Below are 14,438 nucleotides of genomic sequence, written 5' to 3'. Positions count from 1 at the left end.
CCCTTCCCATCCCGAACAGGTCCGTGAAACAGCTCCGCGCCGATGATAGTGCGGATACCCGTGTGAAAGTAGGTCATCGCCAGGCTCTTATACCGCAGAACCCCCAGCCCCAAAAGGCTGGGGGTTTTTGCTTTGGCGCGGCGGAAATGTCGGGGCCGGCGCAGGCATGCGTGTCCTCGTTGTTTTCATGCCGCATCGCGGGTCGCCGAGCATTCCGGGACTGCCCGCCTTCTGCTATGGTCGACACCCAAGTGCCCACATGCGGCACGAAGGCGGTTGCAACGCGTGTTTGCAGCAAGTAGTGAGCAATAGCCGGGCCCTTGCCGACAGAGCAGGTCCGGATTCGGGTTTCAAGGGGTTACATGACGGCCAAGGTATTTCGGCTGGTTTTGACTGGCGCCGCCGGCGCGCTGCTGCTGGCAGGATGCGCATCCACTCCCCCTGTTTCCGCGGTTCCTCCGGGTGACACGGCCAACATGGCCGGCACTTCCGCGATCGATTGCCAGGCGTTCGCCAGGCGCATGACCGCGTACGCGGCAACGCAGACGGACCCGGCGGTGCCTGCGGTGTCATCGCCCGACCCGCTGGCGGCCGCCAACACCAGTGCGGCGGAGGCCGAGGCGGGTGACGACGGCGAAATTGCCGATGCCGCGCCGCCGACCCTGGCCACGCTGCCGTTGTTCTCGGTCTCACCGCATCGCGACCAGTTGCCGGTCGGCTGGCAACCGTGGACCATCAACCGCAACAAGACGCCCACCCGTTATTCGATGGCAGAGGTCGACCAGCGCGTGGTCGTCCATGCGCAGGCCGAGAGCTCGGCTTCCGGCCTGTATGTCCCGCTGCGCGATCGCGATGCCGGCATGCTGCGCTGGACCTGGAAGACCAGCGGCATTATCCGCAACGCCGACAACAGCCACGGCCCGCGCGAGGATTCGCCGTTGCGCCTGTTTGTCGCCTTCGACGGCGACAAGGGTGCATTGCCCTTGAAAGACCAGCTGATGTACGAGATGGCGCGGCTGACCACCGGCCGCGAAATGCCCTACGCCACGCTGATGTATATCTGGGGCGGACGGCGCGCGGAAGGCTCAGTGGTGAAGAATCCACACACCGATCGAGTGCGCATGATCGTGGTGGATAGCGGCACGAAGCACGCCAATGAGTGGCGTTGCCATGAGCGCGACCTGCGCGCCGACTACCGCAAGGCCTTCGGCACCGACCCCGGTCGGGTCATCGCCGTGGGCATCATGACCGATACCGACAACACCAAGAGCAAGGCCGAGTCCTGGTACGGCGACATCGCGATGGACTGAAGGACGCCAGCGGCGCCCTCAGCCGCCGATGGGCTCGGCCAGCGCGAGCACCGCGAACGAGGCCAGCCAGTGCGTGGACACATACTCGCCCTGGACCGCCTGCGGCAGCGACGCTTCGAGATGGTCCGACCAGGCCCGGATGGTCAGCGGCCGCAGCGGATCGGGGAGGGCGGGCTCCAGCATGCGCCAGCACCAGGCGCGCGACAGGTTGAGTCCGTCCAGGTGCGAGGTCTTGGGATCGCTGCGATTGGTCACTTCGACCGGCGTCAGCCAGTTGGCCAGTTCCGCCTGCCCCGGCACGAACAACTCCCACCATTCCGAGAACGCGCAGCCGTCCATCACGGCGTGCATCAGCACGGCTTCGGTCAGCCCGCCAGACAGGAATTCATCGCCGCCGGGCTCATACCGCGCCGGGTATTTCTGGTCGTGCCCGAACCAGCGGTGGGCCCGCCGCACGATGGCGCGCCGCAAGTCGAGATCCTGTTGCGTGCGTGCATAAGCCATGGCCATTACCAGGGCGAAGGCGCTGTTGTAATGGGTACCGGTGCGCACCGGGAAAACCGCTGCATCAAGGAAATCCGCCAGTTGCCGTGACAGGTGCGATGCGAGCGGCGCGCACGCCTCGGCCCAGGTGGCTGCCTGGGCGTCCTGCCGCGCCAGCGCCAGCAACTCTGCCTGCAGTTTCAGCATCCAGCCCCAGCCATAGGGGCGTTCGAAGGTGCGCGAATGGGGCCGCTGGAAGTAGGCCAGTTCGGCCGCGATGTGCTCTGGACGCAGCTGGGCATCCAGCGTTTCGCGGATGCGGGGCGCCTCCTCCAAGTCCGGCGACAGCGCCAGCAGCCGCACCAGCAACCAGTGCATGTGCACGCTGGAGTGCCAGTCGTAGCTGCCGCAGAAGACCGGATGCCAGGCCGCAGGTTCGGCCAGGTCACCGGCGCTGGCCATCATGTGGTCCAGCTTGTACGGATAGCGGCGCAGGATATTGTCCAGCGCCACGCGCGCGAAACTGCGTGCTGTCTCGCGATCCAGCGCCAGGCGGCCCATCGCGGATGCTCCCCTGTTGTTATCGTTGTGCTGCGCTCAGGTACGTAAAGTCACGCAGGCGCCAGCCACTTTTCCACCAGCCGCACGAAGAACGTCGAGCCGACCGGCAGCAGTTCGTCGTTGAAGTCGTAGCTCGGGTTGTGCAGCATGCAGGGCCCGATGCCATGGCCGGCGTCGCGATGTCCGCCGTCGCCGTTGCCCAGGAACAGGTAGCAGCCGGGCTTGTGCTGCAGCATGAACGAGAAATCCTCCGCACCCATGGTGGGCTCGACATTGCTGTCGACGTTGTCCGCACCGACCAGTTCGGCGGCGACCTCGGTGGCAAAGCCGGTCTCGGCCTCGCTGTTGATGGTCGGCGGATAGTTGCGGTGGAATTCGTATTCGATGGTGCAGTCGAATGCCGCCGCCACCGCGCGCGCCACTTCTTCCATGCGCCGTTCGATCAGGTCCAGCACCGGCACCGTGAACGTGCGCACCGTGCCGCCGATCCAGGCCTGGTCCGGCACGATATTGGTGGCGTCGCCCGCGTGGAACTGCGTGACCGAGATCACCGCGGTATCGATCGGGCGCTTGTTGCGCGTGATGATGCCCTGCAGCGCCGACACGATTTGCGCCGCGGTGAAGACCGGGTCGTTGCCGTTGTTGGGCATGGCCGCATGCGCACCCTTGCCGCGCACCACGATGCGGAACTCGTTGCTCGATGCCATCAGCGGGCCCGCGCGCGTGCCGAATGCGCCGACCGGCATGCCCGGCCAGTTGTGCACGCCGAACACCGCGTCGCACGGAAAGCGCTCGAACAGGCCATCCTTGATCATTTCACGGGCGCCGCCGCCGCCTTCCTCGGCCGGCTGGAAGATCAGGTGCACGGTGCCGTCGAAGGGCTTGTGCTGCGCCAGGTAGCGCGCCGCGCCGAGCAGCATGGCGGTGTGGCCGTCGTGGCCGCAGGCGTGCATCTTGCCGGTGTGCTGCGAGCGGTGATCAAAGGTGTTCGCTTCCTGCAGCGGCAGCGCATCCATGTCGGCGCGCAGGCCGATGGTGCGCGGGCTGTTGCCGTTGCGGATCACGCCCACCAGGCCAGTGGTGCCCAGGCCGCGATGAACTTCGATGCCCCACGATTCCAGATTCTGCGCGACCACGTCGGCGGTGCGCTGTTCTTCGAAGCAGAGTTCCGGGTGGGCGTGGATGTCGCGCCGGATCGCGCGGATCTCGGCTTGTGCCTGCAGGATTTCGGGAATGAGCTTCATGATGCCTGGCTGCCCTGGACGTTAGGGGCGTTAGCGTTGGATACCCCGATCATACGATGCCTCTCCGCAAAGCGCCAAAACGCGGCGATTTCCTGCGCGCATGCCCGGTTGGCGCAGTGCAATATGCCAGCGCGGGTGGGTTTCCCCGCATTGCCGCGACATGCGCACTGCTGGAACAGTTCATGCTTGAAGTGCCCGGCCGGCAATTTCGTCGCTTTGTGATGCGCAACTGCACCCCAAACCGCACCAAAACGCAGCGCCGCCGCGTGACCCGCGGCGCATTGCCGATCCTAAAACGTCTGCTTCACTTCCTACAGGGAGAATTGCGCGATGTCCCTTCGCACTTTCAAGAAGGCAATTGGTGTGGTGGCGGTAGCCGGGGCCCTTGGCCTTGCGCTCGCCGGCACCGCCCAGGCCGCGGACCTCAAACTGGCCATGAGTTCGCCGCCAACCTCGATGGATCCGCACTTCTACAACCTGTTCTCCAACATCAACGTTTCCGAGCATATCTTTGACTCGCTGACCAAGATGGACCCGGACAGCCGCATCATCCCGGGCCTGGCCGAGTCGTGGAAGATGGTCAACAACCTCACCTGGGAATTCAAGATCCGCAAGGGCGTGAAGTTCCACGACGGCTCCGAGCTGACCGCCGAAGACGTGATCTGGTCGCTGGACCGCCCGGCCACCATCCAGAACAGCCCTGGCAAGTTCGATGTCTACACCAAGGCGATCATCAACAAGAAGATCATCGACAAGCACACCATCCAGCTGACCACCAACCAGCCTTATCCGCTGATGCTGAACGACCTCACGTCGATCTTCATCGTGCAGAAGAAGGCGACGCAGGGGCTGAGCTCGGATGACTTCGCGCAGGGCAAGGGCATGGTCGGCACCGGGCCGTTCAAGTTCGTCAGCTATGCCCGCGACGACCGGGTCGAGCTGGTGCGCAACAACGACTACTGGGGCACCAAGCCGGCCTGGGACAAGGTCACGCTGCGCTTCATCCCCAATCCGGCGACGCGCCTGGCGGCGCTGCTGTCGGGCGACGTGCAGGCCATCGAGAACGTGCCCACGCCTGACCTGCCCAAGGTGCGCAAGGATCCCAAGCTGTCATTCTTCTCCAAGATCTCGCACCGCGTGATCTACCTGTTTTTCGATGCCAAGCGCGACAAGTCGCCCTTCGTCACCACCAAGGAAGGCGCACCGCTGGACAAGAACCCGCTGAAGGACACGCGCGTGCGCAATGCCATCAGCATGGCGATCAACCGGCAGGGCATCAAGGACCGCCTGATGGAAGGCCTGTCCGAGCCGACCAACAACCTGGTGCCGCCGACGCTGTTCGGCTACAACCCCAACCTGAAGACGGTCAAGTACGACCCCGAGGCCGCCAAGAAGCTGCTGGCCGACGCCGGCTTCCCGAACGGCTTCGGCGTGACGCTGCACACGCCCAACAACCGCTACGTCAACGACGAGAAGATCGCGCAGACCATTGCGCAGAATCTGACCCGCATCGGCATCGCCACCAAGGTCGAAGGCATGCCGATGGCGACGTACTCGTCCAAGGGCATCAAGCACGAGTGGTCGTTCGGGCTGCTGGGCTGGGGCGCGCAGACCGGCGAGGTCAGCTCGCCGCTGCGCGCGCTGCTGGCGTGCGAGGACAGCAAGAAGGGCTTCGGCACCACCAACTGGGGCGAGTACTGCAACCCCAAGATGGACGTGGTGCTGGAGAAGGCGCTGTCCACCGTGGATGACAACGAGCGCTCCAAGCTGCTGCAGGAAGCCACCGCGATCGCGATCAACGATGGCGGTATCATCCCGATCCACCAGCAGGTGACTACCTGGGCCACGCAAAAGGGCATCGTCTACGTGCCGCGTACCGACGAGCGCACCTACGCGCACAACTTCAAGCCCCAGTAAGCTCCGGTCAGCTCAGACAGGAGCCTCGGCCCGCGGATTGTCTGCTGGCCGAGTTTGCGGTGCCGCGCATGGCTGCCGCGCCACACCCGGGAAGCGCCACGGCGCGGCCCGGGCGTGGCGTGCATTCGCGCGCGAAAGGAAAGTGGTTCGAACATGTTGGTCTTTATCATCCGGCGCCTGATGCAGAGCGTGGTCGTGCTCTTCGTCATGTCGCTGCTGGTTTTCCTCGGCGTCTTTGCCATCGGCAATCCCGTCGACATCCTGATCAACCCGCAGGCCGACCAGGAGGACATCAAGCGCACCATCGCGGCGCTGGGCCTGGACAAACCGCTGTGGGAGCAGTACTGGGTGTTCCTGCAGAATGCGCTGCAAGGCAACCTGGGCACCTCGTTCGCGCACGGCACGCCGGCGCTCAAGCTGATCTTCGAGCGCATGCCCGCCACCATGGAGCTGGCCATCTGCGCGATCCTGCTGGCGATCGTGCTGGGCATCCCGCTGGGCCTGTGGGCCGGGCTGCGGCCCAAGGGCATCGCCGGCAAGTCGATCATGGCGGTGTCGATCCTGGGCTTCTCGCTGCCCACCTTCTGGGTCGGACTGATGCTGATCATGGTGTTCGCGGTGCAGCTCGGCTGGCTGCCCTCCAACGGGCGCGGCGAGACCGTGCGCGTGCTCGGCATCCCGCTCAGCTTCCTGACCACCGACGGCATCCGCCACCTGATCCTGCCGGCGGTGACGCTGTCGCTGCTGAATATCGCCATGGTGATCCGGCTCACGCGCGCCGGCACGCAGGAGGCGATGCTGCAGGACTATGTCAAGTTTGCGCGCGCCAAGGGCCTGTCGAACACCCGCATCGTCGGCGTGCATGTGCTGAAGAACATCCTGATCCCGATCGTCACGGTGATCGCGCTGCAGTTCGGCTCGATCATCGCCTTTGCGATCGTGACCGAGACCATCTTCGCCTGGCCCGGCATGGGCAAGCTCATCATCGACTCGATCCAGTTGCTGGACCGGCCGGTGATCGTCGCCTACCTGATGGTGATCGTGACGCTGTTTATCCTGATCAACCTGGTGGTGGACATCATCTACAGCATGCTCGATCCGCGCGTGCGTATTGCCGACAACAAGGGCTGAGCCATGAGTGCCGTATCTGTAGAGCAAGAGGACAAGACGCCGCCGCCCGCCGCGGCGCGTGAACAATCGCCGTGGCGGCGCTTTGCCGCGGAGTTCTTCTCCAGCAAGATTGCCGTGGCCGGACTGGCCACGCTGGTCATCATCATCCTGATCGCCATCTTCGCGCCGTGGCTGGCGCCGCAGAACCCCTATGACCTGGCCACGCTGGACGTGCTCGACGCGCGCCTGGCGCCGGGCGAGCAGGCCGGCAACGGCATGACCTTCCTGCTGGGCTCGGACGAGCAGGGCCGCGACATCCTGTCGGCGGTGATGTACGGGCTGCGCATCAGCATCGGCGTGGGCGTGGTCAGCACCGTCATCGCGCTGCTGCTGGGCGCCACGCTCGGCCTGCTGGCCGGCTTCCTGGGCGGGCGCACCGAGGCCATCATCATGCGCGTGGCCGACCTGCAGCTGTCGTTCCCGCCGATCCTGCTGGCGCTGATCCTGCTGGCCTTCCTGCGCCCGGGCCTGGGCAATATCGTGATTGCGCTGGTGGCGGTGCAGTGGGCCTACTACGCCCGCACCACGCGCAGCGCCGCGCTGGTGGAGCGCCGCAAGGAATATATCGAGGCCGCCACCTGCCTGGGCCTGTCGCCGGCGCGCATCATGTTCCGCCACCTGCTGCCCAACTGCCTGCCGCCGCTGATCGTGATCGCGGCGCTGCAGGTGGCATCGGCGATCACGCTGGAAGCGACGCTGTCCTTCCTCGGGCTGGGCGTGCCGGTCACCGAGCCCTCGCTGGGCTCGCTGATCTCCAACGGCCAGCAGTACATGCTGTCGGGCAAGTACTGGATCAGCTTCTTCCCGGGCATCGCGCTGGTGGTCACCATCGTGGCGATGAACCTGGTGGCCGACCAGCTGCGCGATGTGCTCAACCCGCGCCTGCAGACGCAATAACCAGGAGCGGAACATGGCACAACCGACGTTGGTGGTTGAACACCTGAAGACGCAATTCCACACGCGCGGCGGCATCGCCAAGGCCGTCGACGACGTGTCCTTCACCGTGGGCCGCGGCGAGATCATGGGGCTGGTGGGCGAGTCCGGTTCGGGCAAGTCCATGACCGGGTATTCGATCATGGGCCTGATCGACCCGCCCGGGAAGATCGTCGACGGGCGCATCGCGCTGACCAGCCGCGACGGCATCACCCGCGACCTGCGCGCGCTTACGCCGGCGCAGCAGCGCGACGTGCGCGGCAACCGCATCGCGATGATCTTCCAGGACCCGATGATGACGCTGAACCCGGTCCTGCGCATTGACACGCAAATGATCGAGGCGGTGCTGGCCCATGAGAAGGTGGGCAAGGCGGTGGCGCGCGAACGCGCCCGCAATGCGCTGGCGCGGGTCGGCATCCCGTCGCCGGACGAGCGCCTTCGGGCCTATCCGCACCAGTTCTCGGGCGGCATGCGCCAGCGCGTGGCGATCGCGATCGCGCTGTTGAACAAGCCCGACCTGATCATTGCCGACGAACCGACCACCGCGCTGGACGTCACCATCCAGGGCCAGATCCTGTACGAGATGCAGACCCTGTGCCGTGAGTCGGGCACGGCGCTGATCTGGATCACGCACGACCTGTCGGTGGTGGCGGGGCTGGCCGATACCGTGTGCGTGATGTACGCCGGCAAGATCGTCGAGGCCGGCGACGTGCGCCAGGTGCTGGAGCACCCCGAGCATCCGTACACCCACGGGCTGATCAGCTCGGCGCCGTCGCGCAATCCGCGCGGCACGCCGCTGCGGCAGATCCCGGGCATGACGCCGTCGCTGCTGAACCTGCCGGGCGGCTGTGCCTTCCGTGAACGCTGCCCGTACGCCACCGCTGCCTGCAAGACCGAGCCGCCGCTGGAGACCGCCGCCGACGGCCGCCGCCTGCGCTGCTTCCATCCGGTGCTGGCCAACCAGGAGGCGGCATGAGCGCAACTGAACTGCAATCCCGACCGATGACGAATCCTGCCGCTGAAGAGGGGGCCACGCCGAGCGCGCCGATCCTGGAGCTGCGCGGTGTGTCCAAGCGCTTCGTCAAGTCGCTCGACGCCGCCGCGCGCATCGCCAACCTGTTCGGCGCCCATGCGCATGACGAGGTGGTGCACGCGGTCGACCGCGTCGACCTGAGCATCCGCGCGGGCGAGGTGGTGGGCCTGGTCGGCGAGTCCGGCTGCGGCAAGTCCACGCTCGGGCGCATGGCCGTGGGCCTGCACTCGCTGACCGAGGGCGAGCGCCTGTGGCGCGGCATCAACCTGGACCACCTGCCGCCCGCCAAGCGCCGCGAGAAGCAGCTGGCGATCCAGATGATCTTCCAGGACCCGTACGCCTCGCTCAATCCGCGGCTGCGCGTGCTGGATATCGTGGGCGAGGCGCCGGTGGTGCACGGCATGGTCGAGCGCGGCGCGCAGAAGGGCTATGTGGAAGACATGCTGGTGCGCGTGGGCATGGACCCGACCGTGCTGCGGCGCTTTCCGCACCAGTTCTCCGGCGGGCAGCGCGCGCGCATCGGCATTGCCCGGGCGCTGGCGGTGAAGCCCGAGTTCCTGGTGTGCGACGAGTCGGTGGCGGCACTGGACGTGTCGATCCAGGCCCAGGTGCTGAACCTGTTCATGCGCCTACGTGAAGACCTGAACCTGACCTACCTGTTCATCAGCCACGACCTGGGCGTGGTCAAGCACATCAGCGACCGCGTGGTGATCATGTACCTGGGGCGGGTGGTGGAATCCGCGCCGACCGAAGACGTGTTCGCCGCGCCCAACCATCCCTATACCCAGGCCCTGCTGGCCGAGGCGCCCAAGCTGGAGGTGGCCCGCAAGACCTATGTGGCGATCCGCGGCGAGATCCCGTCGCCGCTGAACCCGCCGCCGGGCTGCCACTTCCACCCGCGCTGCCCGCATGCGATGCCGCGTTGCCGGGAAGAGCAGCCGCTGCTGAAGGAGATTGCGCCGATGCGGTTTTCGGCGTGTCACCTGAACGACATGGAGTAGGGCCTGGTTTTCTCCTCCCTCGCGCAGGGAGGAGAAAACCCGGAATCTCAGCGGATCACCTGGCCCTTCGAATTGATGATCGTCATCTCCACGAACTTCGAGCCGACGTGGTTCTCCGGCGTGAAGTTGACGATAAACCCGCCCAAATCGTAGCTGCGCATCGATTCAAGTGCGGTGACCAGCTTCTCGCGGTTCAGGTCCTTGCCGGCGCGCCGTAGGCCTTCGGTGAACGCCTTGGCGGCGATGAAGCCTTCGATGCTGGCGTAGTCGAATTCGCTGGGCTTGCCGGCGGCCTGCAGCAGGCGCAGGTACTCCCGCACGATCGGCAGCGTGGCGTTGCCCGGGTGTGGCATCACCTGCGAGATGATCACGCCGCTGCCTTGTGCGCCGACCACGTTGGCCAGCGCCTGGGTGCCGACGAAGGAGACGTTGTAGAACTGGCCGCTGTAGCCGCGGCGCAGCGCTTCCTTCACGAAGGCGCCGGCGGTGCGGTAGGCGCTGATCATGACAACTGCGTCGGGCCTGGCCTTCATCGAGCCCTGCATGGCGTCGCCGATTTCCGTGGTGTTGCGGACCACGCCCTCGCGCGCAACCAGCTGCACGCCGCTGTCGGCCATGGTCTTCAGTGCGCGTTCCAGCTCCTCGAGCTCGGCCTTGCCGTAAGCGTCGTCGTTGTAGACCACGGCCACGCGTTTCAGGCCGGTGGTCTGGATCTGGCGCAGGATCGCCGTGGCCTCGTCGTTGTAGCCGGCGCGGACGTGGAAGACGTAGCGGTTGCGCGGCTCGCGCACCGAGCGCGCGCCGGTGTACGGGCCAAAGAATGGCACCTTGGCCTGGATCGCCAGCGGCAGCGCGGCCTGGCTGGTGGGCGTGCCGACATAGCCGAAGAGGGCGAAGACCCGGTCTTCCTCGATCAGCTTCTTTGTGTTCCTGGCAGCGGGCTCGGGCTCGTAGTAGTCGTCCAGCGCCTCGAGCCGGATCTTGCGGCCGTGGATGCCGCCCTGCTGGTTGATATGGTCGAAATACAGCCGCGCGCCCGAGTTCATCTGCTTGCCGAGCATGGCGGTCGGGCCGGTCAGCGCGGCGGACTGGCCCAGCAGGATGGTGTCGGCGGTGACGCCGTTTTCGGATGTGGCGGCAGCGCCCGCCGCGTTGGCTGCAAAGGCGGCGCAGGATGCGCCACCCGTGCCGATGGCGCACGCCACCAGCAGGCCGGCAAGCCGGCCATTGACCCCGGATCGGAAAGACATAAACCCCCGCGAAATGTGGTTCGGTTACCCGTTAGCCGCGTCGGCCGGTCTCTCGCCGGCGAATTGCTCACGTCGTGCGGCACGGTGCGCGTACTGGTCTGTGCCGGCAGCGCGCCGGCACATCATAATCGAATACAATCGGATCGAGATACTCCCCGCCATCACCCCGCACGGCCGGGAAAGCGCCGCCCGCCGGCGCGGCTCGGGCGCCGCTACCCGCCGCCTGCGCCGGTATCTCCAGTTCCGTACGACCGAACGAAAACAACATATCCCCGCCCGGAGACCCCATGGCTTCCCGCATCGTCCGCGCCGCCTGTCCGCATGACTGTCCCGACACTTGTGCCTTGCTCGTCACCGTCGAGGACGGCCGTGCCGTCAAGGTAGCGGGCGATCCCGACCATCCCGGCACGCAGGGCGTGCTGTGCACCAAGGTGTCGCGCTACACCGAGCGCACCTACCACCCGGACCGGCTGCTGACGCCGATGAAGCGTATCGGCAAGAAGGGCGAGGGCAAGTTCGTGCCGATCTCCTGGGAGGAGGCGCTGGACACCATCGCCACCCGCCTGCAGGCGATCGCGGCGCGCGATCCGCAGGCCATCGTGCCGTACAGCTACGCCGGCACCATGGGGCTGGTGCAGGGCGAGAGCATGGCCGCGCGCTTCTTCAACAAGCTGGGCGCGTCGCGGCTGGACCGCACCATCTGCGCCAGCGCCGGCGCCACCGCGCTGCGCTACACCTACGGCGCCAGCGTGGGCATGGACATGGAGCACGTGGTCGATGCCAAGCTGGTGATCATCTGGGGCGGCAACCCGATTGCCTCCAACCTGCATTTCTGGACCCGCGCGCAGGAAGCCAAGCGGCGCGGCGCCACGCTGGTGGCGATCGACCCGTACCGCTCGCTGAGCGCCGAGAAGTGCCACCGCCATATCGCGCCGATGCCCGGCACCGACGGCGCGCTGGCGCTGGCGCTGATCCATGTGCTGATCCGCGACGACCTGCTCGATCACGACTACATTGAACGCCACACCGTCGGCTTCGAGGCGCTGCGCGAGCGCGCGCAGGCCTACACCCCGGCACGCGCGGCCGAAATCTGCGGCATCCCGGCCGAGGACATCGAATGGCTGGCCGGCCTCTACGGCCAGCTGGCGGTGCGCGAGCGCCAGCCGGTGGCAATCCGCCTGAACTACGGCATGCAGCGCGTGCACGGCGGCGGCCAGGCCGTGCGCGCGGTGGCGTGCCTGCCGTCGCTGGTGGGCGCCTGGCGCCAGCCCGCGGGCGGGCTGCAGTTGTCGACGTCGGGTTTCTTCCCGATCAACGAAGCCGCCCTGCAGCGCCCCGACCTGCTGTCTGGCTGGCCGCACAAGCTGCCGCGCATCGTCAACATGAGCACCATCGGCGACGCGCTGCTGGCCGAGCCGGCGCCCGGCGCGCCGCGCATCGAGGCCGTGGTGGTCTACAACAGCAACCCCGTCGCGGTGGCGCCGGAATCCGGCAAGGTCGCCGCGGGCTTTGCGCGCGAGGACCTGTTCACGGTGGTGCTGGAGCACTTCCGCACCGACACCGCCGACTATGCCGACATCCTGCTGCCGGCGACCACGCAGCTTGAGCACACCGACGTGCACAAGGCCTACGGCCATACCTATTTCCTGGCCAACAACGCCGCCATCGCGCCGATGGGCGAGGCCCTGCCCAATACCGAGATCTTCCGCCGGCTGGCGCAGCGCCTGGGCTTCACCGAGGCGTGCTTTGCCGACAGCGACGAAGCCATCGCCGCGCAGGCCATCATTCCGGGCGATGCGCGCGCGGCCGGCATCAGCTGGGAATCATTGAAGGAGCAGGGCTGGCAGAAGCTGGCGCTGCCGGCGGCGCCGTTCGCCGAGGGCGGCTTCCCGACCGCATCGGGCAAGTGCCAGTTCTATTCGGAGCCGATGGCGCGCGACGGCTTCGACCCGCTGCCTGACTACGTGCCGCAGTACGAGGCGCCGCTGACCGCGCCCGAGCTGGCGGCGCGCTATCCGCTGGCGATGATCTCGCCGCCGGCGCGCAACTTCCTCAACAGCTCCTTCGTCAACGTCGACAGCCTGCGCGCCACCGAGGGCGAGCCGCACCTGGACATCCACCCGGCCGACGCCGCCGAGCGCGGCATCGTGCACGGCGCCATGGTGCGCGCCTTCAACGACCGCGGCAGCATGGTGGCGCGCGCCCGCGTCACCGACCGCGCCCGGCGCGGGCTGGTGGTGGGCCTGTCGATCTGGTGGAAGAAGCTGGCTTCGGACGGCAAGAACGCCAACGAGCTGACCAGCCAGCGCCTGACCGACCTGGGCCGCGCGCCGGTGTTCTATGACTGCCTGGTGCAGGTCGAGGCCTGCACGGAAGGGGCAGTCCTGCCGGCATGACGCCGCAGCCTGGCCGCCGGCGCTGGGCGGCACTCCTGGCGGCGACCGGCCTCACCGCGGTGGTCCTGGTGACGGCCGGGTGCGAGGCCGTCGGCTACTACGCGCAGTCGATCGGCGGCCACCTGGGCGTGATGGCCCAGGCACAGCCCCTGACCGACGCCATCGCCAGCGCGCGCGACGCCAACGATGCGCGCCTGGCGCAGCGGCTGGCGCTGGCCGGCCGCATGCGCGACTTCGCCTCGCGCGAACTGAAGCTGCCCGAGAACGGCAGCTACCGCCGCTACGCCAACCTGCACCGGCCCTATGTGGTGTGGAGCGTGTTTGCCACGCCCGAACTGTCGATGGACCTGCGCAAGTGGTGCTTCCCCATCGTCGGCTGCATCAGCTACCGCGGCTACTACGCCCAGTCCGATGCCGAGCAGTACGCGCAGGGGCTGCGCCGCGACGGCCTGGAGACCTACGTCGCCGGCATCCCCGCCTATTCGACGCTGGGCTATTTCGATGACCCGCTGCTCAATACCTTCGTCTACCTGCCCGAGGGCGAACTGGCGCGGCTGATCTTCCACGAGCTGGCGCACCAGGTGGTGTACGTGCGCAACGACACCGCCTTCAACGAGTCCTTCGCCACCGCGGTGGAAGCCGCGGGCGTGGAGCGCTGGCTGGCCGAGGATGCGTCGGAGGACGCGCGCGCCAGCTATCGGCAGTACGATGCCCGGCGCCAGCAGTTCCGCGCGCTGTTGCTGGGCACGCGCGACCGGCTGGTGGCGCTGTACCAGACCCCGCTCGATGACGACGCCAAGCGCGAGGGCAAGGCGAAGATTTTCGCCGACTTGCGCACCGGGTACGCGCGGCTGCGCACGGAGTGGGGCGGCTACAGCGGCTATGACCGCTGGTTCAGCCAGCCGCTGACCAACGCCCACCTGGCTGCGGTGGCCACCTACCAGCAATGGGTGCCGGCCTTCACCGCGTTGCTGGCGCAGTGCAACGGCGACTGGCAGCGCTTCTATGACGAGGCCGCCCGTATCGGCGCGCTGCCCGCCGCCGAGCGCGAGGCCGCGCTGCACCGGCTGGCGCCGCCGGCCACGCGCACCGGCACGCTGACCGCGGGCGGCAAGACGGCGGCGAACTAAGCTGCTGCGC

At 67.1% G+C, this 14,438-nt stretch carries 11 protein-coding genes and 1 rRNA gene; 9 read left to right on the top strand and 3 right to left on the bottom strand.

All coding sequences use genetic code 11. The features are described 5' to 3' along the window. Positions 1-85: ribosomal RNA gene (rrf, locus tag ACW4E8_RS26165) — 5S ribosomal RNA — on the top strand; the annotation flags it as partial. Between the two features lie 277 nt (positions 86-362). Further along, positions 363-1,310: a DUF3047 domain-containing protein gene (locus ACW4E8_RS26160; protein WP_456807171.1), complete on the top strand. Its 948-nt coding sequence runs from the start codon at positions 363-365 to the stop codon at positions 1,308-1,310. Positions 1,311-1,328: 18 nt separating this feature from the next. On the opposite strand, the gene ACW4E8_RS26155 is transcribed toward ACW4E8_RS26160, so the two are convergent. Together ACW4E8_RS26155 and ACW4E8_RS26150 are read right to left on the bottom strand one after the other, a co-directional pair. After that, positions 1,329-2,354 carry a DUF2891 domain-containing protein gene (locus ACW4E8_RS26155; protein ID WP_456807170.1) on the bottom strand — a complete coding sequence of 342 codons (1,026 nt, stop codon included), beginning with the start codon at positions 2,352-2,354 and terminating at the stop codon, positions 1,329-1,331. A 50-nt stretch (positions 2,355-2,404) separates the two neighbouring features. Then, a complete protein-coding gene (locus ACW4E8_RS26150; RefSeq protein WP_456807169.1) occupies positions 2,405-3,598 on the bottom strand; it encodes a M20 aminoacylase family protein in 1,194 nt (397 codons plus the stop codon). Positions 3,599-3,928: 330 nt separating this feature from the next. Between ACW4E8_RS26150 and ACW4E8_RS26145 the strand changes: the two genes are divergently transcribed. The 5 genes from ACW4E8_RS26145 (at position 3,929) to ACW4E8_RS26125 (ending at position 9,652) form a co-directional block, all read left to right on the top strand. Continuing rightward, positions 3,929-5,515 (top strand): ABC transporter substrate-binding protein, encoded by a 1,587-nt coding sequence (locus ACW4E8_RS26145; protein WP_456807168.1) that lies wholly within the window; start codon positions 3,929-3,931, stop codon positions 5,513-5,515. Positions 5,516-5,668: 153 nt separating this feature from the next. Next, positions 5,669-6,646, top strand: coding sequence for an ABC transporter permease (locus ACW4E8_RS26140; RefSeq protein WP_456807167.1), 978 nt, complete (start codon positions 5,669-5,671; stop codon positions 6,644-6,646). 3 nt (positions 6,647-6,649) lie between these two features. Continuing rightward, positions 6,650-7,582 (top strand): ABC transporter permease, encoded by a 933-nt coding sequence (locus ACW4E8_RS26135; RefSeq protein ID WP_456807166.1) that lies wholly within the window; start codon positions 6,650-6,652, stop codon positions 7,580-7,582. 13 nt (positions 7,583-7,595) lie between these two features. Next, a complete protein-coding gene (locus ACW4E8_RS26130) occupies positions 7,596-8,594 on the top strand; it encodes an ABC transporter ATP-binding protein (protein WP_456807165.1) in 999 nt (332 codons plus the stop codon). Positions 8,595-8,620: 26 nt separating this feature from the next. Then, entirely contained in the window at positions 8,621-9,652 is a 1,032-nt protein-coding gene (locus ACW4E8_RS26125; protein WP_456807177.1) for an ABC transporter ATP-binding protein, read from the top strand. A 47-nt stretch (positions 9,653-9,699) separates the two neighbouring features. Here the strand turns inward: ACW4E8_RS26125 and ACW4E8_RS26120 are convergent, their stop codons facing one another. Next, on the bottom strand, positions 9,700-10,902 hold the full coding sequence (locus tag ACW4E8_RS26120; RefSeq protein ID WP_456807164.1) for an ABC transporter substrate-binding protein: 1,203 nt from the start codon (positions 10,900-10,902) through the stop codon (positions 9,700-9,702). A 287-nt stretch (positions 10,903-11,189) separates the two neighbouring features. Between ACW4E8_RS26120 and ACW4E8_RS26115 the strand changes: the two genes are divergently transcribed. Both ACW4E8_RS26115 and ACW4E8_RS26110 read left to right on the top strand, forming a co-directional pair. After that, positions 11,190-13,298 (top strand): molybdopterin-containing oxidoreductase family protein, encoded by a 2,109-nt coding sequence (locus ACW4E8_RS26115; RefSeq protein WP_456807163.1) that lies wholly within the window; start codon positions 11,190-11,192, stop codon positions 13,296-13,298. Next, entirely contained in the window at positions 13,295-14,428 is a 1,134-nt protein-coding gene (locus tag ACW4E8_RS26110; RefSeq protein ID WP_456807162.1) for an aminopeptidase, read from the top strand. Before ACW4E8_RS26115 ends, ACW4E8_RS26110 begins: the two co-directional genes overlap by 4 nt. Positions 14,429-14,438 lie beyond the last annotated feature (10 nt).

This window comes from Cupriavidus sp. CP313, assembly GCF_054072015.1.
This window is presented reverse-complemented; position numbering and strand designations above follow the sequence as displayed.

Coding starts and splice junctions, on each gene's coding strand:
- ACW4E8_RS26160 (WP_456807171.1), top strand. CDS start 363: ATGACGGCCAAGGTATTTCGGCTGGTTTTGACTGGCGCCGCCGGCGCG.
- ACW4E8_RS26155 (WP_456807170.1), bottom strand. CDS start 2,354: ATGGGCCGCCTGGCGCTGGATCGCGAGACAGCACGCAGTTTCGCGCGC.
- ACW4E8_RS26150 (WP_456807169.1), bottom strand. CDS start 3,598: ATGAAGCTCATTCCCGAAATCCTGCAGGCACAAGCCGAGATCCGCGCG.
- ACW4E8_RS26145 (WP_456807168.1), top strand. CDS start 3,929: ATGTCCCTTCGCACTTTCAAGAAGGCAATTGGTGTGGTGGCGGTAGCC.
- ACW4E8_RS26140 (WP_456807167.1), top strand. CDS start 5,669: ATGTTGGTCTTTATCATCCGGCGCCTGATGCAGAGCGTGGTCGTGCTC.
- ACW4E8_RS26135 (WP_456807166.1), top strand. CDS start 6,650: ATGAGTGCCGTATCTGTAGAGCAAGAGGACAAGACGCCGCCGCCCGCC.
- ACW4E8_RS26130 (WP_456807165.1), top strand. CDS start 7,596: ATGGCACAACCGACGTTGGTGGTTGAACACCTGAAGACGCAATTCCAC.
- ACW4E8_RS26125 (WP_456807177.1), top strand. CDS start 8,621: ATGACGAATCCTGCCGCTGAAGAGGGGGCCACGCCGAGCGCGCCGATC.
- ACW4E8_RS26120 (WP_456807164.1), bottom strand. CDS start 10,902: ATGTCTTTCCGATCCGGGGTCAATGGCCGGCTTGCCGGCCTGCTGGTG.
- ACW4E8_RS26115 (WP_456807163.1), top strand. CDS start 11,190: ATGGCTTCCCGCATCGTCCGCGCCGCCTGTCCGCATGACTGTCCCGAC.
- ACW4E8_RS26110 (WP_456807162.1), top strand. CDS start 13,295: ATGACGCCGCAGCCTGGCCGCCGGCGCTGGGCGGCACTCCTGGCGGCG.